The organism is Alkalihalobacterium chitinilyticum, from assembly GCF_029028005.1.
Taxonomy (GTDB): domain Bacteria; phylum Bacillota; class Bacilli; order Bacillales; family Bacillaceae_F; genus Alkalihalobacterium; species Alkalihalobacterium chitinilyticum.
In genome coordinates, this window is sequence record NZ_JAOTPO010000014.1 from 1 (window position 1) to 26,970 (window position 26,970).

General features: G+C 39.3%; 26 protein-coding genes and 1 riboswitch. Of the genes, 22 read left to right on the plus strand and 4 right to left on the minus strand.

Annotated elements, in window-relative coordinates; all coding sequences use genetic code 11:
- Positions 1 to 426 precede the first annotated feature (426 nt).
- On the minus strand, positions 427 to 864 hold the full coding sequence (locus N7Z68_RS17590; protein ID WP_275119789.1) for a hypothetical protein: 438 nt from the start codon (positions 862 to 864) through the stop codon (positions 427 to 429).
- A 354-nt stretch (positions 865 to 1,218) separates the two neighbouring features.
- On the opposite strand from N7Z68_RS17590, the gene N7Z68_RS17595 reads away from it, so the two are divergent.
- The 17 genes from N7Z68_RS17595 to purD all read left to right on the plus strand — a co-directional run bounded on the left by N7Z68_RS17595 (position 1,219) and on the right by purD (position 18,242).
- Positions 1,219 to 1,788 carry a DUF6944 family repetitive protein gene (locus tag N7Z68_RS17595; protein ID WP_275119790.1) on the plus strand — a complete coding sequence of 190 codons (570 nt, stop codon included), beginning with the start codon at positions 1,219 to 1,221 and terminating at the stop codon, positions 1,786 to 1,788.
- A gap of 771 nt (positions 1,789 to 2,559) precedes the next feature.
- Complete coding sequence (locus N7Z68_RS17600; RefSeq protein WP_275119791.1) at positions 2,560 to 3,648, plus strand: type III polyketide synthase; 1,089 nt, start codon at positions 2,560 to 2,562, stop codon at positions 3,646 to 3,648.
- Positions 3,649 to 3,660: 12 nt separating this feature from the next.
- Positions 3,661 to 4,221: an isoprenylcysteine carboxyl methyltransferase family protein gene (locus N7Z68_RS17605; protein WP_275119792.1), complete on the plus strand. Its 561-nt coding sequence runs from the start codon at positions 3,661 to 3,663 to the stop codon at positions 4,219 to 4,221.
- 175 nt (positions 4,222 to 4,396) lie between these two features.
- On the plus strand, positions 4,397 to 4,936 hold the full coding sequence (locus N7Z68_RS17610; RefSeq protein WP_275119793.1) for a DUF2179 domain-containing protein: 540 nt from the start codon (positions 4,397 to 4,399) through the stop codon (positions 4,934 to 4,936).
- A gap of 2 nt (positions 4,937 to 4,938) precedes the next feature.
- Positions 4,939 to 5,148 (plus strand): NETI motif-containing protein, encoded by a 210-nt coding sequence (locus tag N7Z68_RS17615; RefSeq protein WP_275119794.1) that lies wholly within the window; start codon positions 4,939 to 4,941, stop codon positions 5,146 to 5,148.
- A 119-nt stretch (positions 5,149 to 5,267) separates the two neighbouring features.
- Positions 5,268 to 5,369, plus strand: a riboswitch (purine riboswitch).
- A 141-nt stretch (positions 5,370 to 5,510) separates the two neighbouring features.
- The gene (gene purE, locus N7Z68_RS17620) at positions 5,511 to 5,996 is read left to right on the plus strand and encodes a 5-(carboxyamino)imidazole ribonucleotide mutase (RefSeq protein WP_275119795.1); all 486 of its coding nucleotides are present in this window, start codon (positions 5,511 to 5,513) and stop codon (positions 5,994 to 5,996) included.
- The gene (gene purK, locus N7Z68_RS17625; protein ID WP_275119796.1) at positions 5,993 to 7,117 is read left to right on the plus strand and encodes a 5-(carboxyamino)imidazole ribonucleotide synthase; all 1,125 of its coding nucleotides are present in this window, start codon (positions 5,993 to 5,995) and stop codon (positions 7,115 to 7,117) included. Before purE ends, purK begins: the two co-directional genes overlap by 4 nt.
- Positions 7,118 to 7,171: 54 nt before the next feature.
- On the plus strand, positions 7,172 to 8,467 hold the full coding sequence (purB, locus tag N7Z68_RS17630; protein ID WP_275119797.1) for an adenylosuccinate lyase: 1,296 nt from the start codon (positions 7,172 to 7,174) through the stop codon (positions 8,465 to 8,467).
- Between the two features lie 82 nt (positions 8,468 to 8,549).
- The gene (purC, locus tag N7Z68_RS17635) at positions 8,550 to 9,257 is read left to right on the plus strand and encodes a phosphoribosylaminoimidazolesuccinocarboxamide synthase (RefSeq protein ID WP_373323192.1); all 708 of its coding nucleotides are present in this window, start codon (positions 8,550 to 8,552) and stop codon (positions 9,255 to 9,257) included.
- Entirely contained in the window at positions 9,245 to 9,490 is a 246-nt protein-coding gene (purS, locus tag N7Z68_RS17640) for a phosphoribosylformylglycinamidine synthase subunit PurS (protein ID WP_216830196.1), read from the plus strand. The genes purC and purS overlap by 13 nt, the downstream gene beginning before the upstream one ends.
- A gap of 5 nt (positions 9,491 to 9,495) precedes the next feature.
- Positions 9,496 to 10,179 carry a phosphoribosylformylglycinamidine synthase subunit PurQ gene (gene purQ / locus N7Z68_RS17645; protein WP_275119799.1) on the plus strand — a complete coding sequence of 228 codons (684 nt, stop codon included), beginning with the start codon at positions 9,496 to 9,498 and terminating at the stop codon, positions 10,177 to 10,179.
- Entirely contained in the window at positions 10,163 to 12,385 is a 2,223-nt protein-coding gene (purL, locus tag N7Z68_RS17650) for a phosphoribosylformylglycinamidine synthase subunit PurL (RefSeq protein WP_275119800.1), read from the plus strand. Before purQ ends, purL begins: the two co-directional genes overlap by 17 nt.
- Complete coding sequence (gene purF, locus N7Z68_RS17655; RefSeq protein WP_275119801.1) at positions 12,361 to 13,773, plus strand: amidophosphoribosyltransferase; 1,413 nt, start codon at positions 12,361 to 12,363, stop codon at positions 13,771 to 13,773. Before purL ends, purF begins: the two co-directional genes overlap by 25 nt.
- Positions 13,774 to 13,797: 24 nt before the next feature.
- Positions 13,798 to 14,832: a phosphoribosylformylglycinamidine cyclo-ligase gene (gene purM / locus N7Z68_RS17660; RefSeq protein WP_275119802.1), complete on the plus strand. Its 1,035-nt coding sequence runs from the start codon at positions 13,798 to 13,800 to the stop codon at positions 14,830 to 14,832.
- Positions 14,832 to 15,398: a phosphoribosylglycinamide formyltransferase gene (gene purN, locus N7Z68_RS17665; RefSeq protein WP_275119803.1), complete on the plus strand. Its 567-nt coding sequence runs from the start codon at positions 14,832 to 14,834 to the stop codon at positions 15,396 to 15,398. Before purM ends, purN begins: the two co-directional genes overlap by 1 nt.
- A gap of 13 nt (positions 15,399 to 15,411) precedes the next feature.
- Positions 15,412 to 16,950 (plus strand): bifunctional phosphoribosylaminoimidazolecarboxamide formyltransferase/IMP cyclohydrolase, encoded by a 1,539-nt coding sequence (gene purH, locus N7Z68_RS17670; RefSeq protein WP_275119804.1) that lies wholly within the window; start codon positions 15,412 to 15,414, stop codon positions 16,948 to 16,950.
- A gap of 20 nt (positions 16,951 to 16,970) precedes the next feature.
- The gene (gene purD, locus N7Z68_RS17675; protein ID WP_275119805.1) at positions 16,971 to 18,242 is read left to right on the plus strand and encodes a phosphoribosylamine--glycine ligase; all 1,272 of its coding nucleotides are present in this window, start codon (positions 16,971 to 16,973) and stop codon (positions 18,240 to 18,242) included.
- Here the strand turns inward: purD and N7Z68_RS24390 are convergent.
- Positions 18,217 to 18,315 carry an EYxxD motif small membrane protein gene (locus N7Z68_RS24390; RefSeq protein ID WP_373323188.1) on the minus strand — a complete coding sequence of 33 codons (99 nt, stop codon included), beginning with the start codon at positions 18,313 to 18,315 and terminating at the stop codon, positions 18,217 to 18,219. The two genes, purD and N7Z68_RS24390, sit on opposite strands and share 26 nt — an antisense overlap.
- A 106-nt stretch (positions 18,316 to 18,421) precedes the next feature.
- Positions 18,422 to 18,700, minus strand: a complete 279-nt coding sequence (locus N7Z68_RS17680) for a YgaP family membrane protein (RefSeq protein WP_275119806.1) — start codon at positions 18,698 to 18,700, stop codon at positions 18,422 to 18,424.
- A 130-nt stretch (positions 18,701 to 18,830) separates the two neighbouring features.
- Here N7Z68_RS17680 and N7Z68_RS17685 point away from each other — a divergent pair, with 130 nt between their 5' ends.
- The 3 genes from N7Z68_RS17685 to N7Z68_RS17695 are packed head-to-tail and all read left to right on the plus strand — an operon-like array spanning position 18,831 to position 21,995.
- Positions 18,831 to 20,573, plus strand: coding sequence for an adenine deaminase (locus tag N7Z68_RS17685; protein WP_275119807.1), 1,743 nt, complete (start codon positions 18,831 to 18,833; stop codon positions 20,571 to 20,573).
- A 48-nt stretch (positions 20,574 to 20,621) separates the two neighbouring features.
- On the plus strand, positions 20,622 to 21,659 hold the full coding sequence (locus tag N7Z68_RS17690; RefSeq protein ID WP_275119808.1) for a DUF3048 domain-containing protein: 1,038 nt from the start codon (positions 20,622 to 20,624) through the stop codon (positions 21,657 to 21,659).
- A 15-nt stretch (positions 21,660 to 21,674) separates the two neighbouring features.
- Entirely contained in the window at positions 21,675 to 21,995 is a 321-nt protein-coding gene (locus N7Z68_RS17695; protein WP_275119809.1) for a YerC/YecD family TrpR-related protein, read from the plus strand.
- Between the two features lie 71 nt (positions 21,996 to 22,066).
- On the opposite strand, the gene ade is transcribed toward N7Z68_RS17695, so the two are convergent.
- Positions 22,067 to 23,800, minus strand: coding sequence for an adenine deaminase (gene ade / locus N7Z68_RS17700; protein WP_275119810.1), 1,734 nt, complete (start codon positions 23,798 to 23,800; stop codon positions 22,067 to 22,069).
- Between the two features lie 188 nt (positions 23,801 to 23,988).
- Between ade and pcrB the strand changes: the two genes are divergently transcribed.
- Both pcrB and pcrA read left to right on the plus strand, forming a co-directional pair.
- Entirely contained in the window at positions 23,989 to 24,675 is a 687-nt protein-coding gene (gene pcrB, locus N7Z68_RS17705; RefSeq protein WP_275119811.1) for a heptaprenylglyceryl phosphate synthase, read from the plus strand.
- A 77-nt stretch (positions 24,676 to 24,752) separates the two neighbouring features.
- Positions 24,753 to 26,957 carry a DNA helicase PcrA gene (gene pcrA / locus N7Z68_RS17710; RefSeq protein ID WP_275119901.1) on the plus strand — a complete coding sequence of 735 codons (2,205 nt, stop codon included), beginning with the start codon at positions 24,753 to 24,755 and terminating at the stop codon, positions 26,955 to 26,957.
- The last annotated feature ends 13 nt before the right edge of the window (positions 26,958 to 26,970 follow it).

Consider the following 26,970-nt stretch of genomic DNA (forward strand, 5'->3'; position numbering starts at 1 on the left):
GCTTGATGCATCCACGGCATCATCTATGCATTTAAAAAGTGAAGAAGGGCCTACTGTTTTAATAATATGGAAAAACTAAAATTCGTTATTTAGGTGTCCACTTTCTTGACATAGGTCCACTCAGTCCTCATAAGTCATCAAAACTATGATTTTAGCAAAAATAAGGGCCTCTCAGTCCGTGAAATAATAGAAGAACTTATAATACATGAAACGCCATCAAAAGCAAAGGTACTTAATTAATAACACAAGTAAATGTAGCTATAGAGAGTAGCTAGTATAAGAGAGGCGAGGTATCGTTCCCCTTGTGAAAGGTTTAGAACAAAAAGCACAACCCCGATGGGTTGTGCTTTTTGTTCTCTAAATATTATTGCTGTACGCCACCGCTATAATCAGAGTGACGGCGGATATTATCAGATTCCTAACCTACTACTTTAAGAAGTCATTAAAGTTTTTCATAGCTGGGCTTACTTTAACAGCGTATTCCATAAATTTTTTGTAGCCTTTTTCGACTTTGTCGATATCTACTAGGCCATCTTCGTCTAAAACCATTGCTTCAAGCTGTTTTGAAATAGGTGGTGTTGTTTCTTTTTTGTTATCATTATCACTTGTTTTTTCTTTCGACGTTTGTTTCTGCTCTTTCGGTTTAGGGGGTAAAGGATACATAAAGTGATGGGAAAATGGGTTTTCTTCTTCAAATTCATGGTTATCGAAATCAAATGGATTAAAGCCTTGTTGGTATTGAGACCCTTGTTGAAAGGGGAACGATCGATTTTGGTTCATATTAGGTCCTGCAGGTTGATTTCCTGAAGAAGATTGATACTCTTGAAAGAATGGAAAGTGTTTATTCGAAAAAAAAGGAAACATAATAACCTCCTGTATGCTTAAGATTGGACTTCAAGTGTATGTCTTAAGATAGGGATTTCAATTAAAGGTAGTTGCTTTATGGTGGTGTCCAGTAAACTAAGTAATATCTTGGTCATCAAGCTTAAGTGAACGTTCATAGCAATTAGGTTACGAAAACAGCTTTAATTCTTACTATGAAATGAACTCTTGTATATAATTTATGTCCTGACATCAACAGCGGCCACGGTAAATACCTAAGAAAATAGAGTGTAAAACTCTTATGGTGTATTTTCATTAAATTAGATAGATACCATAAGCAAAGTTTTTCTACAAGCATAGTATGTAACGTACCCGAAATGTAAGGGGAAATGTAGAATGTCGGAGCAATACGTGGCGGTAACTGGAAGTTGGCTGGATGCGATCGGTCAGATTCTATCTGCGATCGGTTATACGTTACAGTTACAAGAGGAAAGAGATGCAAATATAAGAAAAGTTGTCATTGGTGAAGGGGTGCAGGCTGTTGGAAATGCACTGCAGGCCGTTGTTGAAGAAGATCCGATAGCACGAACAGGTGATTGGATTGAAGCAGGGGGTGCTGCAACGACTTCTATAGCTGTTGCATTACAACTTGAAGAGGAAAATCTCGAGTATCAACGATTGGAAGTTGTAGGGGATTCATTACAATCTTTAGGCCCAGCTATTTCTGCTTCTGTAGAGGATAACAACGAACTTTTTGTAGCCCTCTATCTACAATCAATTGGAGCTGCAATTGAAGCCATTGGTGGCTTAAAAGAAATTCGCGGGTTAGGCCGATTGGGATTACAGTTTTCAGCCATTGGTAACTGGATTCAAGTGTTAGGGACTACTTTACAAGCGGTTGTACTGACGAGGGAATTGATTACTAGTGAATATGAAGAGTTTCCTAGTCAAGGGAATAACGAATAAGAGCGAGTGAATTTCCACAGGGATTTCTATTCGTTCTTATTAAGGTTCTTGACAATAAGGATGTAATAGAGATCATAATCACACTTTGCCAAAATGATTACTTGGAGTCTCTATATTACTGTTTATCTGCTACATCTTTGTTTATCGAAAACATCTGAGAGTATAGGGGGAACTGAATTGAAAAAAAGTTGTTCATCACTTTATTAACTGTCTTCATGTTATTTACTTTTATTCCTAAAGGTTTGGCCCATGAGCTTTTCATCCAAATCGAGGAGGATCAAGAAACAGGTGAATTAAGGGTAGATATTTTTTGGGGTCATATTAGGGACTTTATAGTCGCAGGCAATTATGAAAATTATAAATTTCAAGTTCGTTATCCAGATGGGACTGTTGGATCCCTGCCATTAGAAAAGACGTTTTATTAAGGGCAGTGAAACATCCAGTCAACCAACAGACCTAGCATTAGAAGTTATCCCAACACATAGTCTTAGTAGCTTTACTACTGGCGAATTAAAAGGGCAAGTGCTATTAGAAGTTGTAGCGGTATCTGATGCTGCCATTAGCGCCTATGGACCACAAGGAGAAGTGCTGGAAGGTGTAAGTGATGCAGACGGTAACTTTGAACTGTAATTCTCTTCACGCGGTGAGTGGTTAATTAAAGCTAATGTTATATAGATGGTTTTTCAATATTTGAGTGCATGATTTTCAAAGGATTGGTAAATATTATGGGGTAAAGTATACATTGGAAAAATTAGAGAGTTGGTGTAATAAATGCCATCCATATTATCTGTTAGTACAGTGGACCTGCCTCATACGTTAACACAAGATGTCACAACTGAGTTTGCAAAGGAATTGTTCGAGTCTGATTTTCAAGATATTGAGCGGTTGCTAAAAGCCTTTCAAAATGGACAAATCGAAAAGCGGAATTTTTCTGTACCTCTAACTTGGTTTAAAGAAGATCACACACTAGAGGAAAAAAATAACTTATATATTGATCGTGCGGTTCAGTATGGTGCTGAGTCCATAACAGCCTGCTTATCTAACCGAGATTTTTTACATACGAATATGGATTATGGAGAAGTGGATGCGATCATATTTATTTCTAGTACAGGAATGGCCACACCTAGTATTGATGCTAGAATTATGAATGTTCTCCCCTTTTCTCCCAATACGAAAAGAATTCCTATATGGGGGTTAGGGTGTGCCGGTGGAGCCGCAGGGCTGAGCAGAGCTTATGAATATTGTCTTGCTTATCCAGAAGCGAAAGTGCTTATACTATGTATTGAGTTATGCAGCTTAACGTTTCAAAGAAATGACCGTACGAAAAGTAATTTAATTGGAACGTCTCTTTTTGCAGATGGAATTGCTTGTGCTTTAGTTTGTGGAGATCAGGTAGACACTAAAAGGTACTCACAACAAAAAGTTCCAGCTATTATGGGAACACAATCCTGTTTAATGCCTCAGTCAGAAGAGGTGATGGGCTGGGATATAAAAGATGAAGGGTTACACGTTGTTTTCTCAAGGGATATACCAAACATCATTCGAAAATGGTTACAACCGGTGATCAAGCAGTTTTTAAATGAAAATGAACTTGAGCTGAAAGATATTGCCTATTTTGTTGCCCATCCTGGTGGAAAGAAAGTTCTTGAAGCTTATGAAGACGCTTTAGGAATGGGGCCGGAATTTACGAGATATTCGAGAGAGGTGCTGCAAGCGAATGGAAATATGTCTTCGCCCACAGTATTATACGTGTTAAAAGAAATAATGAAATTAGATCATGATACAGGGGAATGGGGGCTTCTAGGTGCTTTAGGTCCAGGTTTCTGTTCAGAACTACTGTTATTAAAATGGAGTGAGTAGGAGGCCGTCGATGTGTTATTCTTTATTATTCTTTCTATTGTAATCATACAAAGACTAGTGGAGTTACTAATTGCTAAGTCTAATGAAAAGTGGATGCGAAATAGAGGTGCCTATGAAGTTGGACAAGCGCAATATAAATATATCGTTCTTGTTCACGTGTTCTTTTTTATTAGCTTCATTTCTGAAGTTATCCTTTTGCAAAAAACGCCGGCCAGTTGGTGGTGGATTCCCTTTGTCTTTTTTATTATCGCCCAATCGATTAGGGTTTGGAGTCTCTCGTCATTAGGACGCTTTTGGAATACAAAAATTATGATTCTCCCGGGGGCCGATGTGGTCGCTAAAGGTCCGTATCGATTTATGAGACATCCTAACTATGTGATTGTGTCGCTAGAGATTTTAATGTTGCCGTTAATCTTTCAAGCGTATGCTACAGCTATTGTGTTTACGATTGCTAATGCCTTAGTGTTATCGGTACGGATTCGGCAGGAGGAAGGTGCTCTTCAGGACGCTACAGATTACCAACAAAAGTTTGAGAAAAGGCTGCGCTTTTTTCCAACGATAGAAAAAGAATAATGAAGGATATTAATAAACATACCATAGGTTTCAAAAGTCATTATTTAGGAAAAATATTCAAAAGGTAGAATTGTCTATCTTTTGGATATTTTTTTTGTTATACTAACAAAATTTAAAGCGACTTTTTGAGCAGTTCTAACTTGATGAAGAAAGATATTGGAGAGGAGTGTCTGATATGATTAGTTGGTTACTTGATAATTGGCTTATGATGATTATCATTATTTTAGTGATTAATATTGTTTATGTCACCTTATTTACGATCCGTATGATTTTTACATTAAAAGGTCAGAGGTATTTTGCTGCATCGGTCAGTATTATTGAAGTCATCATCTATATAGTCGGTCTTGGTCTTGTATTAGAAAACCTAAATCGTATCGAAAATTTAATTGCGTATGCAGTCGGGTATGCTATAGGTGTACTTATAGGAATGAAAGTTGAGGAAAAGTTAGCCTTAGGGTATATTACCGTGAATGTGATAACGAAAGAATACGAACCAGATATCCCAAATGCCCTGCGAGATAAAGGGTACGGGGTGACAAACTGGGTAGCTTATGGGCGAGAAGGCGAGCGGCTAATGATGGAAATTCTTACTTCACGTAAGTCAGAAGAGCATCTGTATAAAACCATTAAGGCCTTAGATCCTAAAGCATTTATCATTTCTCATGAACCGAAAACCTTTTATGGAGGGTTCTGGGTTAAAGGAATTAGGAGGTAATAATGAGCAATAAGCGAAAAAAGCTGCGTTTTGAAGTAGGAGAGAAAGAATCAATCACGCAATGTCTAGAACGAATGGACAAGGAAGGTTATCGTCCAACACGACGAATGGAAGAGCCGGTATTCCAAGAAATATCTAAGAACGGAAAAACAGAAGTAGTCCCAGTGCGTCAAAAAATTATTTTTGAAGGCACTCTAAAGGAAGAAGAATAGTCGCTTTTCGATGATATTTGTAAAAAACTAAGTAAAACACGAACAATGTTTTTGTAAATAAAAACATTGTTCGATTTTTAATTGACAAGTAATCTGACATACTGCTAAGATAAATATATAAATTGAATATGAACGTACCTCATATAAATTTGAGAATAAGGCTCAAAAGTTTCTACCTGACGACCGTAAATTGTCAGACTATGAGGGAAAGTAGCTTTTAAGGCCCTAAGTTATCGAGGGGCTTCCAGGTAACTTTTATTTAAGCCTTGCTGTGGTAACTTTCTCTCTAAGTAGAAACCCTAGTATAGGCTTATTTTTATGGAAAAAAGAGAAAATAAAAGGTCATGATGGAGGGACTTAGAGTGAAACCTATGGTCGGAATCATAATGGGTAGTATTTCAGATTGGGAAACGATGAAACATGCTTGTGATGTATTAGATGAGTTAGGGATAGCCTATGAAAAGCAAGTCGTATCAGCACATCGAACTCCAGACTTAATGTTTGAATACGCTGAAACAGCAAAAGAAAAAGGCTTAAAGGTGATTATTGCTGGTGCTGGCGGCGCTGCTCATTTACCTGGTATGGTAGCGGCGAAAACAATCCTGCCAGTCATCGGTGTACCTGTTCAGTCAAAAGCATTAAATGGACTTGACTCTCTCCTTTCAATTGTCCAAATGCCAGGTGGAGTTCCAGTTGCAACGGTTGCGATTGGGAAAGCTGGAGCCACAAATGCCGGGTTACTCGCAGCCCAATTCATTGGGGCCTATGACGAAGAAGTAAGTGTAAAGCTTGAAAATAGAAGAGAAGCTACCAAAAAGCAAGTATTAGAAAGCAGTGATCAACTATGAGTAACCAATTGATTGAGCCGGGAAAAACGATTGGGATCCTAGGCGGTGGACAGCTCGGTAGGATGATGGCTCTTTCTGCTAGAGAAATGGGTTACAAAATTGCTGTGTTAGAACCTCAAAAAAATTCACCATGCGGGCAAATCGCAGATGTAGAAGTCGTTGCAAATTACAATGATTTGCAAGGAGCTCAGGAGCTCGCGGCAAAATGTGATGTGCTAACGTATGAATTTGAAAACATTGATAGTCAAACAGCAAGGTATCTAGATGAAAACTTATACTTACCACAAGGATACAAGCTCCTAGAAACAACACAACACCGTCTAACCGAAAAGAAAGCGATACAAGAATTGGGTTTACCGGTAGCACCGTATGTTTCAGTTAACGTATTAATCGATTTGGAACAGGGCGTACAAGAGCTAGGGTTGCCAGCTGTCTTAAAAACATGTCGCGGCGGTTATGATGGAAAAGGTCAATATGTTATAAAAACGGAAAGCCAAGTACAAGAGGCTTATGAAACGTTAAAAGCAAGCGGTGAACTTGTCCTTGAGAAATGGATTACTTTTGAAAAAGAATTATCAGTCATTGTTTCCAGAAATGTTTCCGGACAAGTTGAAACGTTTCCAGTTGCTGAAAATATACATGTAAATAATATTTTGCACCAAACAATTGTTCCAGCACGAATTGAGGCAGGAATTCAAGGACAAGCCAAAGAGATGGCTATCCGCTTAGCTAGTGGATTAGAAATGGTTGGTACACTTGCTGTAGAAATGTTTTACACGAGTGAAGGTGAACTCTATATTAATGAGTTAGCACCGAGACCGCATAATTCAGGTCATTATACGATGAATGCATGTGAGACCTCTCAATTCGAACAACATATTCGCGCTGTATGTAATTGGCCGCTTGGTAATACAACATTACTAAAGCCAGTTGTAATGGTGAATATTCTTGGTGAACATCTTCCGCAAGTACTGCAAAAGATCGATCAGTTCCAAGATATGAAGCTTCATCTATATGGAAAAGCAGAAGCGAAAAAAGGTCGTAAAATGGGTCATATTAACGTTTTAGCTCATTCAATAGAGGAAGCACTTGAAAAAATAAACGCACTTGAAATTTGGTAATTATGCTAGAATGGCATCGTAATATATTTCTTAACAGATGATGGAGGCAAAGAAATGATCGAACGTTATACAAGACCTGAAATGGGTTCAATCTGGACAGAACAGAACCGTTATCAAGCATGGTTAGAGGTAGAGATCGTTGCTTGTGAAGCATGGGCAGAGTTAGGCATTATTCCAAAAGAAGATGTTCAAAAAATTAGAGAAAATGCAGGATTTGATGTTAATCGTATTCTTGAAATAGAAGAAGAAACACGCCACGATGTGGTTGCCTTTACACGTGCCGTTTCAGAAACATTAGGTGAAGAAAGAAAATGGGTTCATTACGGATTAACTTCAACAGACGTAGTGGACACAGCCCTTTCTTACTTATTGAAGCAAGCAAACGAAATCCTTGAAAAAGACTTAACGAACTTTATTGAAATCTTAAGAAATAAAGCGATTGAACATAAAACAACGGTTATGATGGGCCGTACTCACGGTGTACACGCTGAACCAACAACATTTGGATTAAAGCTGGCACTTTGGCATGAAGAAATGAAACGTAACTTAGAGCGTTTTAAATTAGCGGCAGAAGGTGTCCGCTTCGGTAAAATTTCTGGTGCGGTTGGTACGTATGCCAATATTGATCCTGCTGTCGAACAGTCTGTATGTGAGAAATTAGGACTTCAAGCGGCTCCAATTTCAACACAAACACTTCAACGTGACCGTCATGCGGAATATATGGCTACTCTAGCGTTAATTGCAACATCCATTGAGAAGTTTGCTGTAGAAATCCGTGGATTACAAAAAAGTGAAACGCGTGAAGTTGAAGAAGCTTTTGCAAAAGGTCAAAAAGGATCTTCTGCGATGCCACATAAGCGTAACCCAATTGGATCTGAAAACATGACAGGGCTAGCACGATTAATTCGCGGCTTTATGGTGACATCTTATGAAAATGTTCCATTATGGCATGAACGCGACATTTCACACTCTTCAGCAGAGCGCGTGATCTTACCAGATGCAACTATCGCTCTAAACTACATGTTAAATCGTTTTGGAAATATCGTGAAAAACTTAACGGTTTTCCCAGAAAACATGAAGCGTAACATGGAAAGAACATATGGGCTTATCTATTCTCAACGCGTCCTTCTTTCGTTAATTGACAAAGGTATGGTTCGTGAAGAAGCTTATGACTTAGTACAACCAAAAGCAATGGAAGCCTGGGAAAAAGGCATTCAATTCCGTGAGCTAGTCGAGCAAGAAGAAAGAATTACTTCACTGCTTTCACCAGAAGAAATTAACGATTGTTTTGACTACAATCATCACTTAAAGCATGTCGATACGATTTTTGACCGTTTAGGATTAGTTTAATATGGATGGGGGAGGTTATTCTCCCCTTATCATTCAACTTTCTTAACTACAATTTGGAGGGCTTCACGTGGAAAAAAGAGGCATGTTATACGAAGGTAAAGCGAAAAGAATATATGAGACAAATGAGCAAGATATTTTGTGGATTGAGTACAAGGATGAAGCCACAGCCTTTAATGGTGAGAAGAAGGACACGATCATTGGTAAAGGTCGCTTAAATAATGAGATTACTTCTATAATCTTCGAGAGATTAAGAGAAAAAGGTATTGAAAATCATTGGGTAAAAAGACTTTCAGAAACAGAACAACTTGTAAAAAAAGTAACGATTGTTCCACTTGAAGTGGTCGTTCGAAATATTATGGCAGGAAGCTTGGCAAAGCGATTAGGAATGGATGAAGGAACGGTAATGGATACACCGATCGTTGAATTTTACTATAAAAATGACGACTTAGGTGATCCGCTCGTTACAGAAGATCACATTCAAGTGTTAAATATCGCTACACCAGGACAGCTGGAGAACATGCGTGAAATGGGTTTACAAGTCAATGAAGTTCTTAAAGAAGTGTTTGCAACGATTAATGTACGTTTAGTAGATTTCAAACTAGAATTTGGGATGACCAATGATGGTGAGCTGCTTCTTGCAGATGAAGTTTCACCTGATACATGTCGACTTTGGGATAAAGATACAAATCAAAAATTTGATAAAGACGTTTACCGTCGTAACTTAGGTAATTTGCAAGATGGATATCAAGAAATTTTAAATCGTTTAGGAGGATCATCATGTACAAAGTAAAAGTATTCGTCACATTAAAGGAAAGTGTTTTAGACCCACAAGGAACTGCAGTTAAAGGATCTTTACATGCATTAACATATAACGAAGTAGAAGATGTTCGTATCGGTAAATATATGGAATTATTAATTGAAAAAAGTGAACAAGACATTGATGCAAGAGTAAAAGAAATGTGTGAAAAGCTTTTAGCGAACACAGTAATTGAAGATTATCGTTTTGAAGTAGAGGAGGCTTAATCTCTATGAAATTTGCAGTTATTGTCTTTCCAGGCTCGAACTGTGATGCAGATATGTACCATGCTATCGCAGATGCGCTTGGTGAGGAAGTTGAATACGTATGGCACGCAGAAACAGACTTAGATCAATTTGACGGAATTTTATTACCAGGTGGCTTTTCGTACGGTGACTATTTACGTTCAGGCGCAATTGCTCGTTTTGCCAATGTAATGGAGTCTGTCATTAAAGCGGCTGAAGCTGGAAAACCTGTACTTGGTGTTTGTAACGGGTTTCAAGTTTTATTAGAAGCAGGGTTATTACCAGGGGCAATGAAGCGTAACGAAAACTTAAAATTCATTTGCCGACCAGTAGATTTAGTCGTTGAAAACAATGAAACGATGTTTACTTCAGAATATGAACAAGGCCAAGTGGTTTCTATTCCTGTCGCTCACGGTGAAGGGAACTACTATTGTGATGAGGAAACACTTGCTAGCTTAAAAGAAAACAAACAAATTGTGTTCAGTTACAGTACAAACGTTAACGGTTCTTTAGAGCAAATCGCTGGAATTATGAATGAACAAGGAAATGTACTCGGGATGATGCCACACCCAGAGCGTGCAGTAGAATCTCTTCTTGGCAGTGAAGACGGACTAAAATTATTTAAATCAATTTTGCGAAACTGGAGGGAAACCCATGTCGCTACATCGTGAACCAACTCCTGAAATGATCAAAGAACAAAAAGTATATGCAGAAATGGGATTAACAGACGAAGAATTTGGTATGGTGGAGTCTATCTTAGGACGCTTACCAAACTATACAGAGATCGGTTTATTCTCCGTTATGTGGTCGGAGCATTGTAGTTATAAAAACTCAAAAGTTCTACTGAAGAAATTCCCAGTTACTGGTGAAAAGGTACTTCAAGGGCCTGGTGAAGGCGCTGGAATTATTGATATCGGTGATGAGCAGGCGGTTGTTTTCAAAATTGAAAGTCACAATCACCCATCTGCCATTGAGCCATACCAAGGAGCTGCAACAGGTGTAGGTGGAATCCTGCGCGATGTATTCTCAATGGGAGCTCGTCCGATTTCGATCTTAAACTCATTACGTTTTGGTGAACTTACTTCACCAAAAGTGAAATATTTATTTGAAGAAGTCGTTGCAGGAATTGCTGGTTACGGAAACTGTGTCGGTGTTCCAACCGTTGGCGGAGAAGTGCAATTTGACCCTTGTTATGAAGGAAACCCGCTTGTAAATGCAATGTGTGTCGGTTTAATCGATCACAAAGATATTAAAAAAGGACAAGCAAAAGGCGTAGGAAACACAGTCATGTACGTTGGTGCTTCTACAGGCCGTGATGGTATTCACGGGGCAACTTTTGCTTCAGAAGAGCTGAGCGAAGCGTCAGAAGAAAAACGTCCTGCCGTTCAAGTTGGTGACCCATTTATGGAAAAACTATTACTTGAAGCAAGCCTTGAAATCATCCAATCAGACGCATTAGTTGGAATTCAAGACATGGGAGCTGCTGGTCTTACATCCTCTTCTGCAGAGATGGCAAGTAAAGCAGGTTCAGGTATTGTAATGAACTTAGATGAAGTTCCACAGCGTGAAAAAAATATGTCAGCTTATGAAATGATGTTATCTGAATCTCAGGAACGTATGCTAATCGTTGTTAAAAAAGGCAGAGAAGCTGAAATTCGTGAGATCGTTGAAAAATGGGGCTTAATGTGCCGCGAAATTGGTTATGTAACAGATGATAAAAAGTTACGCCTTCTACACAAAGGTGAAGTCGTTGCTGATGTGCCAGTAGATGCGCTTGCTGAAGATGCACCTGTTTACCACAAACCTTCTAAAGAGCCTGCTTACTACAGCGAATTCCAAGCACAAGAAAACGCGGCTCCTGAAGTTACAGATGCTAAGGAAACATTAATTAACTTACTTTCACAACCTACAATTGCAAGTAAAGAGTGGGTTTATGATCAATATGATTACATGGTTCAAACAAATACTGTTGTTTCACCTGGTTCTGATGCTGCAGTTGTTCGTATTCGTGGAACAGAAAAAGCATTAGCGATGACAACAGATTGTAACTCTCGCTATTTGTATTTAGATCCAGAAGTCGGTGGTAAGATTGCAATTGCTGAAGCTGCACGTAATATCGTATGTTCGGGAGCAGAGCCGCTAGGAATTACAGATTGCTTAAACTACGGTAATCCGGAACGTCCAGAGATTTTCTGGCAATTAGAAAAGTCTACAGACGGAATGAGCGAAGCTTGTCGCGCATTTGGAGTTCCAGTTATCGGTGGTAACGTTTCTCTTTACAACGAAAGAAGCGGAGAGGCTGTATACCCAACACCTACAATTGGAATGGTCGGTTTAATTGAAAAAACAGAATATATTACTACACAAAACTTCAAGGAAGCTGGAGATGTGATTTACCTTCTAGGCGAAACGAAGAAAGAATTCGGCGGAAGTGAACTTCAAAAGTTAGTAGAAGGCCGTATTTTTGGTAAAGCACCTGCAATTGATCTTGAAGAAGAAAAGAAACGTCAACAACAATTACTAGAAGCGATTCGCGCTGGATATGTTCAATCTGCACATGATATTGCAGAAGGTGGATTAGGAGTAGCGGTGGCAGAAAGTATGATCGACGGAGAAGTTGGAGCTTCTGTAACTATTGGAGAAGATGTCGTAACAGACCTTTTTGCTGAGTCTCAATCTCGATTTATCGTGACAGTGAAAAAAGAACATCAAGCACAGTTTGAACAAATCGTTGATGCTAAAGTAATCGGGGAAGTAACAAACGATAAAGTATTAACAATTGCTTCAAATAACGATGTACTGTTTACTGCAACCCAAGAAGAACTTGCTACTGCTTGGAAAGGAGCTATTCCATGCTTGCTGAAATCAAAGGCTTAAATGAAGAGTGTGGGGTATTTGCTGTCTGGGGACATAAAGATGCGGCTCAAATCACGTACTACGGTTTGCACAGCTTACAACACCGCGGTCAAGAAGGTGCTGGGATTGTCGTTACAGATGGAGAAAACTTAACAGCTCATAAAGGTTTAGGTCTTGTTAATGAAGTGTTTGCATCGAAAGACTTTGAAACTCTTTATGGTAAAGCAGCCATCGGTCACGTTCGTTATGCAACAGCAGGAGGAGGCGGCATCGCTAATGTTCAGCCGCTTCTCTTCCGCTCTCAGACGAGCAGTCTAGCGATTGCACACAACGGAAATTTAGTAAACGCCAATCAATTAAAGCACCAACTTGAAAGCATGGGAAGTATTTTTCAATCGACTTCAGATACGGAAGTGCTAGCTCATTTGATTAAAAGAAGTACGTATCCTCGTCTAGAAGATAAAATGATGAACTCTTTAACAATGATCAAAGGCGCCTATGCTTTTGTCGTGTTAACGGAAGATAAATTAATGGTTGCTTTAGACCCGAACGGTTTAAGGCCGCTTTCGTTAGGAAAACTGGGAGATGCTTATGTTGTTGCTTCTGAAACCTGTGCTTTTGATGTAGTTGGAGCAAAGTTTGAACGAGAAGTAAAGCCAGGGGAAATTATCGTCATTGACGATGAAGGAATCAGAAGTGAAGTGTTTGCTCAATCTTCTGGAAGAGCAATTTGTAGCATGGAGTATATTTACTTTGCTCGCCCGGATAGTAATGTCGATGAAATTAATGTTCATAAAGCGCGTAAAAACTTAGGAAAGCAACTTGCCCTCCAAGCACCGATTGAAGCGGATGTCGTGACAGGTGTTCCTGACTCGAGTATTTCAGCAGCCATTGGCTATGCGGAGCAAACAGGAATTCCATACGAACTAGGATTAATCAAAAATCGATACGTTGGACGTACATTTATTCAGCCTTCACAAGAATTACGTGAACAAGGTGTAAAGATGAAGCTTTCTGCTGTTCGTGGTGTAGTCGAAGGTAAACGTGTTGTGATGATTGATGACTCGATTGTACGTGGTACAACTAGTCGTCGAATTGTAAGAATGTTAAGAGAAGCAGGGGCAACGGAGGTCCATGTTCGTATTAGTTCACCACCGATTACGAATCCTTGCTTTTATGGTATAGATACATCTACAAAAGAAGAGTTAATTGCTTCTAGTCATAGTATTGAAGAAATGAGAGAAATGATGGGAGCAGACAGCTTAGAGTTTTTAAGTGTTGAAGGAATGCTTGAGGGAATTGGCAGATCGAATGAAGATACCAATTGCGGACAATGCGTAGCATGTTTTACAGGAAGTTATCCAACAGAAATATATCCACATACAATGCACCCTCACGATAAGTGCTAGAGTACGTGGACAGGAGGAAAAACGATGTCTGAAGCATATAAAAAAGCTGGAGTCGATATAGAAGCGGGCTATGAAGCCGTAGAACGGATGAAGAAGCATGTAGCTAGAACGAAACGCCCTGAAGTTTTAGGCGGCTTAGGATCATTCGGTGGAATGTTTGACCTATCTCAATTTAACTTTAAAGAGCCTGTGCTCGTATCAGGAACGGACGGTGTAGGTACAAAACTCATGCTCGCATTTATGATGGAACAACATGATACAATCGGAATTGATGCCGTTGCGATGTGTGTTAATGATATCGTCGTTCAAGGAGCTGAACCACTATATTTCCTAGATTACATCGCTTGTGGAAAAGCGGACCCTGAACGAATTGAAGCGATCGTTAAAGGAATAGCAGACGGGTGTGAACAAGCTGGCTGTGCGATCGTCGGCGGTGAAACAGCAGAAATGCCTGGAATGTATTCTGAAGAAGAATATGATTTAGCTGGATTTGCTGTTGGAATTGGTGAAAAGTCGAAACTTATTACGGGTAATGAGATTGAAGAAGGCGATGTGATCATCGGACTTGCTTCCAATGGACTTCATTCCAATGGATTCTCTCTTGTACGTAAAGTTTTACTAGAACAAGCACAATTATCTTTACAAGAAGAGGTCTCAAGCTTAGGAAGAACTTTAGGGGAAGAGTTATTACAACCTACAAGAATATACGTGAAACCATTACTTGAAGCTATGGCAAACTATAACATTAAAGGTTTAGCGCATATCACTGGTGGTGGATTTTATGAAAATCTTCCAAGAATGCTGCCGGACGGTGTAGGTGTCCATATTGATTTCGGCTCATGGCCGATCCACCCAATTTTTGAGTTAATACAAGAAAAAGGTGAAATCACAAGTAAGGACATGTTCTCTACGTTTAACATGGGGATCGGGATGGCAGTCGTTGTCTCAGAAAGTGAGATGCATCCAGTTCTTCAAAAATTAAATGAATCTGGTGAAAAAGCCTATATTATTGGACGAGTAACTAAAGAAGCGGGAGTTTCTATTGGAGGACTCGAGTAATGAAAAAAATAGCGGTTTTCGCTTCTGGAAGCGGTTCTAACTTTCAAGCGATAATTAATGAGATCGAGCGAGGCGAGCTAAGTGCTCACATCGCTCTTCTCGTTTGTGATAGATCAGAAGCTAAGGCGATTGAAAGGGCAAAAACTCACGGAATTGACACGTTTGTTTTTAACCCGAAGGCCTATGCTAGTAAAGAAGAGTTTGAACAAGAAATTATTGATGAATTACAAAAAAGAGATGTCGAGTTTATTGTTCTTGCAGGATATATGCGTTTAGTTGGTACAACGTTATTGAGTGCTTATGAAGGGAAAATTGTTAACATTCATCCTTCTTTATTACCGTCTTTTCCTGGAAAAGATGCAATTGGACAAGCCCTTCTTGCAGGTGTAAAAGTCACAGGTGTTACAATCCATTATGTCGATCAAGGGATGGACACGGGACAAATTATCGCTCAAGAAGCGGTTACTATAGAAGAAAATGAAACAAGAGAAACATTAACGACGAAAATCCAACAGGTAGAGCATCGCCTGTATTATAAAACTTTAATTGAACTTTTATCGATATAAGGAGGACACTAAGATGGCAGTGAAACGTGCATTGGTTAGTGTATCAAATAAAGAAGGAATCGTTCCTTTCGTTCAACAATTAGTGGAGTTAGGTGTGGAGGTTGTTTCAACCGGTGGAACGAGAAAAGCGCTAGAAGAAGCTGGTGTCAGTGTGATTGGTATTTCTGAAGTGACAGGGTTTCCAGAGATTTTAGATGGGCGTGTTAAAACATTACACCCTAATATTCACGGCGGTCTTTTAGCGATGCGTGAAAGTGAAGATCATCTTTCGCAGCTTCAAGAACACAACATCACACCAATCGATCTAGTTGTTGTTAACTTATATCCATTCCAACAAACAATTGCTAAGCCAGATGTAACGTTTGCAGATGCAATTGAAAATATAGACATTGGCGGTCCGAGTATGTTGCGTGCTGCTGCGAAAAATCATGCACATGTGACGGTTGTTGTGGATCCGTCAGATTACGAAACGGTAATCACTCAACTGAAAGCAGACAGTAAAGTGGCAGAAGATACACGCAAGAAATTAGCTGCAAAAGTTTTCCGTCATACAGCAGCTTATGATGCAGTCATTGCTGAATACTTAACGAACGAAGTGAATGAGGAAAACCCAGAGTCACTAACTGTGACGTTTGAAAAGAAACAAGATCTTCGCTACGGGGAAAATCCTCACCAAAAAGCAGCGTTTTACCGTAAGCCATTAGGTCCGACGACATCCATTGCACAAGCAGAACAGCTTCACGGTAAAGAGTTATCTTATAACAACATCAATGATGCGGATGCGGCAGTAGCTATCGTAAAAGAGTTCGATGAGCCGGCAGTCGTTGCGATTAAACATATGAACCCTTGTGGTGTAGGTGTTGGAGAAACGATTGAGCAAGCGTATGATAAAGCCTATGAAGCAGATCCAGTATCCATCTTTGGCGGTATCATTGCAGCTAACCGCGAAGTAGATCGTGAAACGGCATTAAAAATGAAAGAAATTTTCTTAGAAATTATAATTGCACCGTCATTTACTGAAGAAGCTTTAGAGGTTTTAACAACAAAGAAAAATCTAAGACTATTAACACTACCGATTGAAAAAGCAACTAAAGCAGAGCTTAGACTGACAACGATCCATGGTGGTGCACTCGTTCAAGAAGAAGATACATTTGGATTAGACGAGGCTAACATTCGTGTAGCAACGAAGCGTGAGCCGACAGAAGAAGAGTGGAAAGCACTGAAATTAGCTTGGAAAGTCGTAAAGCACGTGAAATCGAATGCGATTGTATTAGCGAAAAACGAAATGACAATCGGTGTAGGCGCAGGTCAGATGAACCGTGTCGGTGCTGCGAAAATTGCGATTGAGCAAGCAGGACAAGAAGCTAATGGTGCTGTAATGGGTTCTGACGCATTTTTCCCAATGAGTGATACAGTAGAAGAGGCAGGAAAAGCTGGAATTACGGCTATTATCCAACCAGGTGGTTCCATTCGTGATGAAGATTCAATTGCGAAGGCTGATGAGTTAGGGATCGCTATGGTATTTACAGGAGTTCGTCATTTTAAACACTAATTAGACGGAGGGAATGTTTCATGAAAGTACTAATCGTAGGTAGTGGTGGACGCGAGCATACAATGGCTTGGAAGGTTTCACAAAGCGAGAAAGTAGCACAAGTATTTGTTGCACCAGGAAATGCCGGAATGAAAGATGTGGCTACCATTGTTGAAATACCTGAAAACGACCACGAACAACTGATTGAGTTTGCTAAAAAAGAGCAAATTGATTTAACGATTGTCGGACCAGAAGCACCGCTATTAGATGGAATTGTCAATCGCTTTAAAGAAGCAGGATTAAAGATCTTTGGACCGGAAAAGGAAGCCGCTTTAATCGAAGGAAGTAAATCATTTGCTAAAGAGATTATGCATAAATACAAAATTCCAACAGGTTATTATGAGACATTTACTTCATATGAAGAAGCAAAAGCATACGTAGAAGAAAAGGGAGCACCTATTGTAATTAAAGCTGATGGGTTGGCAGCGGGTAAAGGTGTTGTCGTAGCAATGACGATTGAAGAAGCGACAAACGCTCTTTATGAAATGCTTGAGAATAACCAATTTGGAAAAGCAAGTGCGAAAGTAGTCATCGAGGAGTACCTAGCAGGAGAAGAACTTTCTTTAATGGCATTCGTTCATGGTGATATTGTTCTTCCGATGGTTGGGGCTCAAGATCATAAGCGTGCTTATGACAATGATGAAGGGCCAAATACGGGTGGTATGGGCGCATATTCACCAGTACCGCAATTTAACGAAGCTTCCGTTCAAGAAGCAGTCGAAAAGGTGTTACAGCCAATGGCTAACGCAATGATTTCAGAAGGCCGTAGCTTTACTGGAATTCTATATGCTGGTTTAATGATGACTGATCAAGGACCTAAAGTGATTGAGTTTAATGCCCGCTTTGGAGACCCTGAAACTCAAGTTGTATTACCTCGATTAGTGACGGACATGGTGGATGTTATTAATGGACTTCTAGCTGGCGAAAAAGTGGAATTAGAATGGTCGGATGAAGCAGTTGTCGGTGTTGTAATGGCTTCAAAAGGGTATCCATTAGCTTATGAAAAAGGTGCAGCAATTGACGGACTCCAAACACTAGATTCGCAAACGCTTGTTTTCCATGCTGGAACCAAATTAGAAAATGATCATTTTGTAACAAACGGCGGACGTGTCTTACTTGTTGCTCGTAAAGACAGCAGCTTGCAAGCGGCTCAAGAAAAAGTGTATGAAGAAATTACTAACGTAAAAAGTGATGGTTTGTTTTACCGCAAAGACATCGGAAACAAAGCTATCGGGCGCGCTTTTTCCTCATAAACAAATAAATAATGGCAACAATTGAACCAATGATTGATGCGTAAACAAATAAAGAATCAATGGCAAATTCCATGGGATTTCATCTCCTTTATAATAAGAGAGGCTGTACTCAATATTATTGAGTTAGCCTCTTTTTTAACATGATTTAGTTGGCGTTCTCATACAGTAATAAACGACCCTTATAATGTATCAACCGTTTCTTGCAGTTTTTCACTGTCAACATTCGTTTGTTGTTCATTGTTTTGTTTTTTAATTTGTACGACTTGTTCTTCAAACATGTATGTTAAAGGACAAAAACGAGTAATTCCTTCTGCTACCTTCATTGCACCCATCATTGCGACAAACAATGGCATACTTCTATATGGTTTTTTCACTATCTTTGCTGTTGCCCAAGCAAGGACAGTAAAGCCGCAAGTAATACGAACAAATGCATTAATCATTCCAATATTTGGTTTCATTTAACTGACAACACCTTTCTGACAGATTATTTTGTAAAATTTCTAATAAATTGTATAACTTTAATGTGTTAAACGGTGAAAATATGGTACGATAATATAAATAAGCTCAAGTAGAAATGGGTGAGTTAAAATGGCTGAACGTATCTATCGTTGGACAAAGAAACTTTTAAGACAACAACTAGCGGTCATTCGTGGAGAGTTAGCCCCTACTGTTGTATTAAAAAATGCAACTTATCTTAATAGTGTAAGAAAAAAATGGCTTAAAGCCCATATATGGATTTATGAAGATCGAATCGTTTACGTAGGCGATCAAATGCCTGCACAATTTAAAGGAACTTCAATTATTGATTGCAGCGATCAATATATCGTACCAGGTTATATTGAACCACATGCTCATCCTTTTCAGTTATATAATCCCCAGAGCTTTGCTAAATATGCATCGACTCGAGGAACGACAACATTGATTAATGATAATCTTATGTTCTTTTTACATCTCGAAAAAAAGAAAGCGCTTACGCTCATTGAAGAATTAGATAGGCTTCCGACCTCAATGTACTGGTGGTGTCGTTACGACGCACAGACGGAATTAGACGGGGAGGAAGAGTGCTTTTCTAATTCAAGAATGAAAGCATGGCTCGAACACCATCTTGTTGTTCAAGGTGGAGAGCTGACGTCTTGGCCAAAAGTGTTAGCCGGGGATGACTCCATTCTTCATTGGATGCAAGAAACAAGGCGCTTACGGAAACCGATTGAGGGACACTTTCCAGGAGCGTCTGAACGAACGCTTACTCAAATGGCTTTATTAGGGGTGACATCAGATCACGAAGCGATGACCGGTGAGGATGCGGTGATGAGGTTAAACCTAGGGTACACGACATCTTTACGGCATTCTTCCATTCGTCCCGATTTACCAAGGTTGTTAAAAGAAATGTTAGAATTGGATGTAGATGATTTTACAAACTGCCTGCTAACTACTGATGGATCGACTCCAACCTTTTATGAACAAGGAGTTATTGATCATTTAATTCAAATTGCAATCGAAAGTGGTGTTCCACTAGTTGAGGCTTACAATATGGCCTCTTACAATGTGGCTAAATACTATAATTTAGACTACAAAATTGGAATGATTGCGCCAGGGCGAGTTGCGCATCTTAACTTTTTATCTGAAAAAGACAACCCTGTCCCGACATCAGTAATGGCAAAAGGTCAATGGGTTGTTCGCGATAACGAGATCGTTGAAAGTTATGAGGGCTTTCCATGGAAAAAATATGAGATGGGGCCACTGCAGTTAGATTGGGACATCACAGAAGAGGATCTTCATTTTTCGATGCCAATGGGTATTGAGTTAGTGAATTCCGTCATTTTGAAGCCCTTTCAAATCTCAGTTGAAGGTACAGGAGACAACCTTTCTAAGGAACACTGTGAGAGCTTTTTTGTCTTGCTTGACCGAAAAGGAAAATGGCGTATCAATACCATTATTAAAGGATTTGGTAATAAAGTTTCTGGCTTTGCAAGTTCATTTTCGAATACAGGCGATATCGTAGTAATCGGTAAAAATAAACAAGATATGATGTTTGCCTTTGAACAATTGAAACAACAAGGAGGAGGTATTGTCCTTGTTGAAGACGGCGAAGTCATTAGTAGTATTCCTTTAAGGTTAATGGGGATTATGTCCGATGAAGCAATGGAAGAAGTAGTTGAGAAAGAGAAAGATCTTGTTCGCGAATTAAAGAAGCGCGGTTATGCTTACGAGGACCCTATTTATAGTTTATTATTTTTCTCGTCTACACATTTACCGTACATCCGGGTAACACAACATGGAATTTATGACGTTTATAATAAAAAAGTACTCTTTCCTTCAATTATGCGTTAAACTATTAAAGAACATTTATATTATATTGGGTCAAAGGTCGTGTAATCATTGAAGAATTCATCGAAACTTTTATTAACAGCTATGTTAGCTATAACGATCAGCATGACAGGGTGTAAAAAAGATAAAGAAACGGTTCAAGATGATCCTGTTAAACAGGAGGAGCCGCAAGAAGAGGTTGTTGAGTATGAGACAATTTTTCCTTTAACAGGCATTCCAACTGATGCAGCCATCGATCATCGACCATTTGCTGTCACGATTAATAATCATCGTCAAGCGAGACCACAGTCCGGTTTGTTAGAGGCAGATGTTGTATATGAAGTTCTTTCAGAATATGAGATCACTCGTCTCGTTGCTATTTATCATAGTATGGAGCCGGAATACGTGGGGCCAGTTCGAAGTGCTAGAGGGTACCACATTGACTTAGCAAAGGGCTATGATGCGTTTTTCGTTAGTCATGGATGGAGTCCGGATGCAAAAGAAAGACTGCTTATCCAAAATGAGACAGATTACCTAAATGGAATGGAAGGCAATAATGACGGAGCACTGTTTAAACGATCATCTGATCGAAAAGCGCCTCACAATTCGTATATTACGTATGATAATATTGTGAAGGGATTAGAAGCGAAAGGCTATAATCTGATGGGTGAAACGGCACCGTTAACCTTCTATGAAGAGGATGATGTTGAACTTGAAGGAAGCACTGCTGAGAGCGTAACGATCGACTATCATAACCTTTATGATGTAACTTATAAATATGATGAAGCGAAAAAAACATTTTCACGGTATAATGGGTCTTATCATGCTGTAGATTATGCAACGGCAGAACCACTTGCGATCCACAATATCTTTGTTGTTGAAACAAAGCATGAAGTCATAGATGAACAAGGTCGACGAAAAATCGATTTAACATCAGGTGGTAAAGGATTATTGTTACAAAAAGGTGTAGCAATTGAAGTAGATTGGGTGAATAAAGACGGAAAATTACTGCCTGAGAAGAATGGTGAGCTGGTGAAGTTTGTACCAGGTCAAACGTGGATTAATATTATTCCAGAAAAGATTGAACAACGAGTAATTATTGAAGAATAGGAAGAGGTGAAATCATTGCAAATTAATAAGTTACGTGGAAAAGAATTAGACCAACTATTTAATGCAATCTTATCGCTAAATGATTTAGAGGAATGTTATCAGTTTTTTGATGACTTATGCACAATAAATGAGATCCAATCGTTAGCACAACGTCTGGAAGTAGCACGTATGCTCCAATTAGGAAACACGTACCATAAAATTGAAACAGAAACCGGCGCAAGTACGGCTACGATTTCAAGGGTTAAGCGTTGTCTCAACTATGGTAACGATGGCTATAAAATGACGTTAGACCGAGTGCACGGCGAAATCAAAGAAGAAAACGAAGAAAAAGAATAAAAGAGCAAAACGGTGCCAGGCACCTTCAACACTGCAAAGTGTTAAAGGTACCTGGCACCTCTTTTTTTCCTCTATATATTTATATGCTTGAATTGTTTGACTTGGAAAAGCCCTGTATCGGTTAGCTTCAAGTCAGGGATTACGGGCAGGGCTAAGAATGACAATGTTAAAAATGGATTAAAGTTACCTGAGTATCCGACTTCAGACAGTGAGGCATTTAACGCATTGATTTGTTTTAGTGTCTCCTCGTAGTGCTGGTCCGTTAATAACCCGCAAATCGGTAGTGGCAGAGTGCTAACAGGCTTACCATTTTTAACAATTGCAATGCCTCCTTGCATGTCTTCGATCATGGAAATTGCTTCTAACATGTCGTCGTCATTCGTGCCACAAACAATTATATTATGTGAATCATGAGCGATCGTCGTTGCGATGGCGCCTTCCGTTAACTGCATGCCTTTAACGATTCCGAGTCCAATGTTTCCTGTTGCATGATGCCGCTCAATAACTGCCAATTTCAGTTGGTCCTTTTCTATAGAAGGAATAAATGAGCCATCTTCGCTATCCACTTCTTCGCTGATATGATTCGTAATTAGTGAATTAGGAATGACTTCAATGATATTCGCCGTTTTCCCGTTCAATGAGATGTTAAAGTCTTCTTGAGTTAGGGGCTTAATGTTCACACTTTTCGTCAAAGATTGAGGTATCGCTATTTCCTTATGACTTGCAGCCTTTTCTATAAGTACTTTTTTCTGAACGATGTGTTCGCCTTTCAAAAATACGTCCTCAATTACAACCTGATTAAGATCGGAAAGAATGAGCAAGTCAGCATCAAAACCAGGCGCAACGGCTCCTTTGTCTCGTAATTGGAAACATTCCGCAGCATTAATGGTTGCCATTGAGATCGCTTGTATCGGATCCAAGCCCTCGGCAATCGCTAAGCGAACATTGTGATCAATGCTTCCTTCCTCTAAAAGGTCATCTAAATGTTTGTCATCGGTTACGAATAAGCAGCGCCTAGAATTCCTTTCCGTTACAGCGGGAAGCAATGCTTTTAAATCTTTAGCAACCGATCCTTCTCTGATCATTAAATACATCCCGCGTTGCAAGCGGATTTTAGCTTCTTCTACATTCACAGCTTCGTGATCGGTTTGAATACCAGCCGCTCGATATGTATTAATTCCATATTGATCTAAACCAGCTGCATGGCCATCGATCAATTTTCCATGTTCTGCGGCAGAAATTAGCTTGTTCACCATTTTCTCACTGCCATTTAAGACTGCAGGAAAATCCATCACTTCGGCAAGCCCTAACACATTTTGGTCGTTATAAAAAGGAGCGATATCTTCTGATTCAAGGACAGCACCGGCATTTTCAAAAGAAGTAGCTGGTACACAAGATGGAATCATAAAATAAATATCTAACAGAGACTCCCGGCTGCTGTCAATTAAATATTGAATACCTTTTGTTCCTGCAACATTTGCAATTTCATGTGGGTCTGCAATCAATGTTGTAACCCCATGTGGAACAAGCACTTTCTCTAGCTGCTGCGGGGTAAGCATCGACGATTCGATATGGACATGACCATCAATAAAAGCAGGACAAATATAACCGCCCTGAGCATCAAATGTCGAGTTACCTTCATACGAACCGATTCCAACGATTTTCCCTTTTGTAATCGCAAGATCTTCTTCGATGAGTCCCCCGTTGAACACATCAATTATTTTTCCATTCGTAATGACAAGATCAGCTTTTTTAGCTTTAGATGCGCTGTGAATATAATCATAGATGTTATTGCCAATATTCAATTGAAAACCTCCTTATAGTTCGTACCCTAATCATTTTGTATAGTATACCAACCTAGATTTTAAAATGTTAGTTTTTAGTCCAAAAATGTACCAATATATTTTTCAAGAGTGTCCCCTTAGATTGCGGTCTGATTTTTGATATAATCATTCAGTGTAGATAAATGTTTTGGATGATGGAGGAAATAGTCATGCTTGAATATAAAGATTGGAAGCATGCCTTTAAATTAGATCCGAATAAAGAACTTAGCGATGAAGATTTAGAGGCAATTTGTGAGTCTGGAACAGATGGAATTATTGTAGGAGGAACAGATGGAGTAACTCTTGATAATACCCTGAGTTTATTAGCAAGAGTCCGCCGCTATTCAGTACCTTGCGCGTTAGAAATCTCAAATCTAGAGTCATTGACACCAGGATTTGATCATTATTTTATTCCAACCGTGCTAAACAGTAATGATACGCAGTGGATCACGAAACTTCATCATCAGGCTGTAAAAGAGTATGGTCCCATCATGAATTGGGATGAAATAGTGATGGAAGGGTACTGTATCCTTAATCCAGATGCAAAAGTTGCCCAACTAACGAATTCAGATACTAATTTGCAAGAAGAAGATGTTGTTGCGTATGCTCGAATGGCAGAGCATATGTATCATTTACCGATATTTTATATTGAATATAGTGGAACGTACGGAGAAGTATCAGTCGTAGAGGCGGTAAAAGATGTGTTAAAAGACACCCGCTTATTTTACGGCGGTGGCATAACGAATACAGAACAAGCAGAAGAAATGGCACAATTTGCGGATACGGTCATCGTAGGAAATATCATCTATGATAATATAAAAGCTGCACTAGCTACGGTTCATGCCGTAAAAAAATAGAGTTGTTGCAAAATAAATAGTACAGTAAAATAGAATGAGAACATACGTTTGGTGGTGGGAAAGTGCAAAGTAAGTTAATGGAAAAGATGTTAGCAGGATTAAACCCAGAACAAAGGAAAGCTGTCCAGCACACAGATGGACCTTTATTATTAATGGCCGGTGCTGGAAGTGGAAAAACGAGAGTATTAACTCATCGAATTGCTTATATTATTCGAGAAAAAGGCGTAGCCCCGTATAATATTCTTGCGATTACATTTACGAATAAAGCAGCCCGTGAAATGAAAGACCGTGTGGCACAAATTGTAGGAGGAACAGCGGAGAATATTTGGATTTCGACGTTCCACTCGATGTGCGTACGTATTTTAAGAAGAGATATTGATCGAATTGGTTTTAGTAGAAACTTTACGATCTTAGATGGATCCGACCAATTGTCTGTTATAAAGCAAATCTTAAAAACGAAAAATATCGATCCGAAAAAGTTTGAGCCGAGAAGTATTCTAGGGACGATCAGCTCAGCTAAAAATGAATTGAAACGTGCAGAAGAATTCTCAAAAACGGCAAGCAGTTTATATGACCAAACAGCTGCAGAAGTATATGTAGAATATGAAAAACAACTAAAGAAAAATCAATCATTAGATTTTGATGATTTAATTATGACGACGATTCGTTTATTTAAGCTAGTACCTGAAGTACTAGAGTATTATCAAAGAAAGTTCCAATATATTCACGTCGATGAGTATCAAGATACAAACAAAGCACAATATGTATTAGTTAATATGCTCGCAGAAAAGTATAAAAATATTTGTGTTGTCGGGGACTCGGATCAATCAATTTATCGCTGGCGCGGCGCGGATATTGCTAACATACTTTCATTTGAACAAGATTATCCTACAGCGGCGGTTATACTTTTAGAGCAAAATTACCGTTCAACTAAGACTATTTTAGAGGCTGCGAACAAAGTAATTGAAAATAACTCGAAAAGAAAACCGAAAAAGCTTTGGACTGAAAATGACGAAGGATGTAAAATTGTCCGCTATGAAGCCGATACAGAGCAAGATGAAGCATACTACGTCATTGGGAAAATAAAAGAAGTAACACGTAATGGGCATAGTAATTCTGATATAGCAATCCTTTACCGTACGAATGCACAATCGCGTGTAATGGAGGAATTACTCGTTAAATCAAACATTGAATATAACATCGTCGGCGGAACGAAATTCTATGATCGTAAAGAGATCAAAGATGTATTAGCGTACTTACGTCTAATTGCCAATCCTGATGACGATATTAGTTTGCAACGTATTATTAATGTTCCAAAACGAGGCATTGGGGCCGCAACCGTTGACCGTATTTTAGAATACGGAGCGAACCAAGGGATATCCATGTTTAAAGTTTTGCAAGAAATTGAAGAAGTCGGCCTGAGTGCGCGAGTGGTCGGTAAGCTCGAAGAATTCTCACGACAGATGAACAACTGGATTAATATGCAGGAGTATTTATCCGTTACTGAATTAGTAGAAGAAGTAATTGAAAAATCCGGCTACCGTGACATGTTAAAAAATGAAAAAACATTAGAAGCACAAAGTCGTTTAGAGAATATTGATGAGTTTTTATCAGTAACAGTTGAGTTTGAAAAAAGTAGTGAGGATAGATCGTTAATTGCGTTTTTAACCGATCTTGCTCTTGTTGCTGATATTGACAAACTTGATGAAGATGATGAAAAGCCAACAGAAGTCGTCACTTTGATGACGATGCACTCGGCAAAAGGGTTAGAATTCCCAATTGTATTTATTATCGGAATGGAAGAAGGCGTGTTCCCTCATAGCCGATCTCTGTTTGAAGAAGAAGAAATGGAAGAAGAACGTCGCTTAGCTTATGTAGGAATTACTCGTGCTGAACAGCAATTATTTTTAACGAATGCTAGAAGCCGTACGTTATTTGGACGCACGAGTACAAATGCTCCTTCGCGTTTCTTAAAAGAGATCCCAGAGTCTTGTCTAGAAGAACCTGCAAAACCAGAACCGGTTTGGGCAAAAACATCACGACCAAGCTCATTTAGTGCACCAAAACGAAATGTTGCGTCTACTCGACCGGTCGCTTCCTCATCAGGTGGAGAAGGCTTCCAATGGGCAGTGGGAGATAAAGCGGAGCACGGGAAGTGGGGAATTGGTACGGTTGTCAGTACAAAAGGTGAAGGGGAACATATCGAGCTGGATATCGCTTTTCCAAAACCAGTAGGTGTTAAACGATTAGTTGCCAAATTTGCCCCGATTAAAAAGGTGTAATGAAAGGACGATT

What these genes read in the sequence shown, in the direction of transcription:
- purH (WP_275119804.1), top strand. Translation starts at nt 15,412, where the DNA reads ATGGCAGTGAAACGTGCATTGGTTAGTGTATCAAATAAAGAAGGAATC.
- purS (WP_216830196.1), top strand. Translation starts at nt 9,245, where the DNA reads ATGTACAAAGTAAAAGTATTCGTCACATTAAAGGAAAGTGTTTTAGAC.
- N7Z68_RS17595 (WP_275119790.1), top strand. Translation starts at nt 1,219, where the DNA reads ATGTCGGAGCAATACGTGGCGGTAACTGGAAGTTGGCTGGATGCGATC.
- N7Z68_RS17615 (WP_275119794.1), top strand. Translation starts at nt 4,939, where the DNA reads ATGAGCAATAAGCGAAAAAAGCTGCGTTTTGAAGTAGGAGAGAAAGAA.
- purK (WP_275119796.1), top strand. Translation starts at nt 5,993, where the DNA reads ATGAGTAACCAATTGATTGAGCCGGGAAAAACGATTGGGATCCTAGGC.
- purF (WP_275119801.1), top strand. Translation starts at nt 12,361, where the DNA reads ATGCTTGCTGAAATCAAAGGCTTAAATGAAGAGTGTGGGGTATTTGCT.
- pcrA (WP_275119901.1), top strand. Translation starts at nt 24,753, where the DNA reads ATGGAAAAGATGTTAGCAGGATTAAACCCAGAACAAAGGAAAGCTGTC.
- N7Z68_RS17590 (WP_275119789.1), bottom strand. Translation starts at nt 864, where the DNA reads ATGTTTCCTTTTTTTTCGAATAAACACTTTCCATTCTTTCAAGAGTAT.
- N7Z68_RS17610 (WP_275119793.1), top strand. Translation starts at nt 4,397, where the DNA reads ATGATTAGTTGGTTACTTGATAATTGGCTTATGATGATTATCATTATT.
- purN (WP_275119803.1), top strand. Translation starts at nt 14,832, where the DNA reads ATGAAAAAAATAGCGGTTTTCGCTTCTGGAAGCGGTTCTAACTTTCAA.
- purQ (WP_275119799.1), top strand. Translation starts at nt 9,496, where the DNA reads ATGAAATTTGCAGTTATTGTCTTTCCAGGCTCGAACTGTGATGCAGAT.
- purM (WP_275119802.1), top strand. Translation starts at nt 13,798, where the DNA reads ATGTCTGAAGCATATAAAAAAGCTGGAGTCGATATAGAAGCGGGCTAT.
- purB (WP_275119797.1), top strand. Translation starts at nt 7,172, where the DNA reads ATGATCGAACGTTATACAAGACCTGAAATGGGTTCAATCTGGACAGAA.
- pcrB (WP_275119811.1), top strand. Translation starts at nt 23,989, where the DNA reads ATGCTTGAATATAAAGATTGGAAGCATGCCTTTAAATTAGATCCGAAT.
- purD (WP_275119805.1), top strand. Translation starts at nt 16,971, where the DNA reads ATGAAAGTACTAATCGTAGGTAGTGGTGGACGCGAGCATACAATGGCT.
- N7Z68_RS17680 (WP_275119806.1), bottom strand. Translation starts at nt 18,700, where the DNA reads ATGAAACCAAATATTGGAATGATTAATGCATTTGTTCGTATTACTTGC.
- N7Z68_RS17685 (WP_275119807.1), top strand. Translation starts at nt 18,831, where the DNA reads ATGGCTGAACGTATCTATCGTTGGACAAAGAAACTTTTAAGACAACAA.
- N7Z68_RS24390 (WP_373323188.1), bottom strand. Translation starts at nt 18,315, where the DNA reads ATGGAATTTGCCATTGATTCTTTATTTGTTTACGCATCAATCATTGGT.
- N7Z68_RS17600 (WP_275119791.1), top strand. Translation starts at nt 2,560, where the DNA reads ATGCCATCCATATTATCTGTTAGTACAGTGGACCTGCCTCATACGTTA.
- purC (WP_373323192.1), top strand. Translation starts at nt 8,550, where the DNA reads ATGTTATACGAAGGTAAAGCGAAAAGAATATATGAGACAAATGAGCAA.
- purL (WP_275119800.1), top strand. Translation starts at nt 10,163, where the DNA reads ATGTCGCTACATCGTGAACCAACTCCTGAAATGATCAAAGAACAAAAA.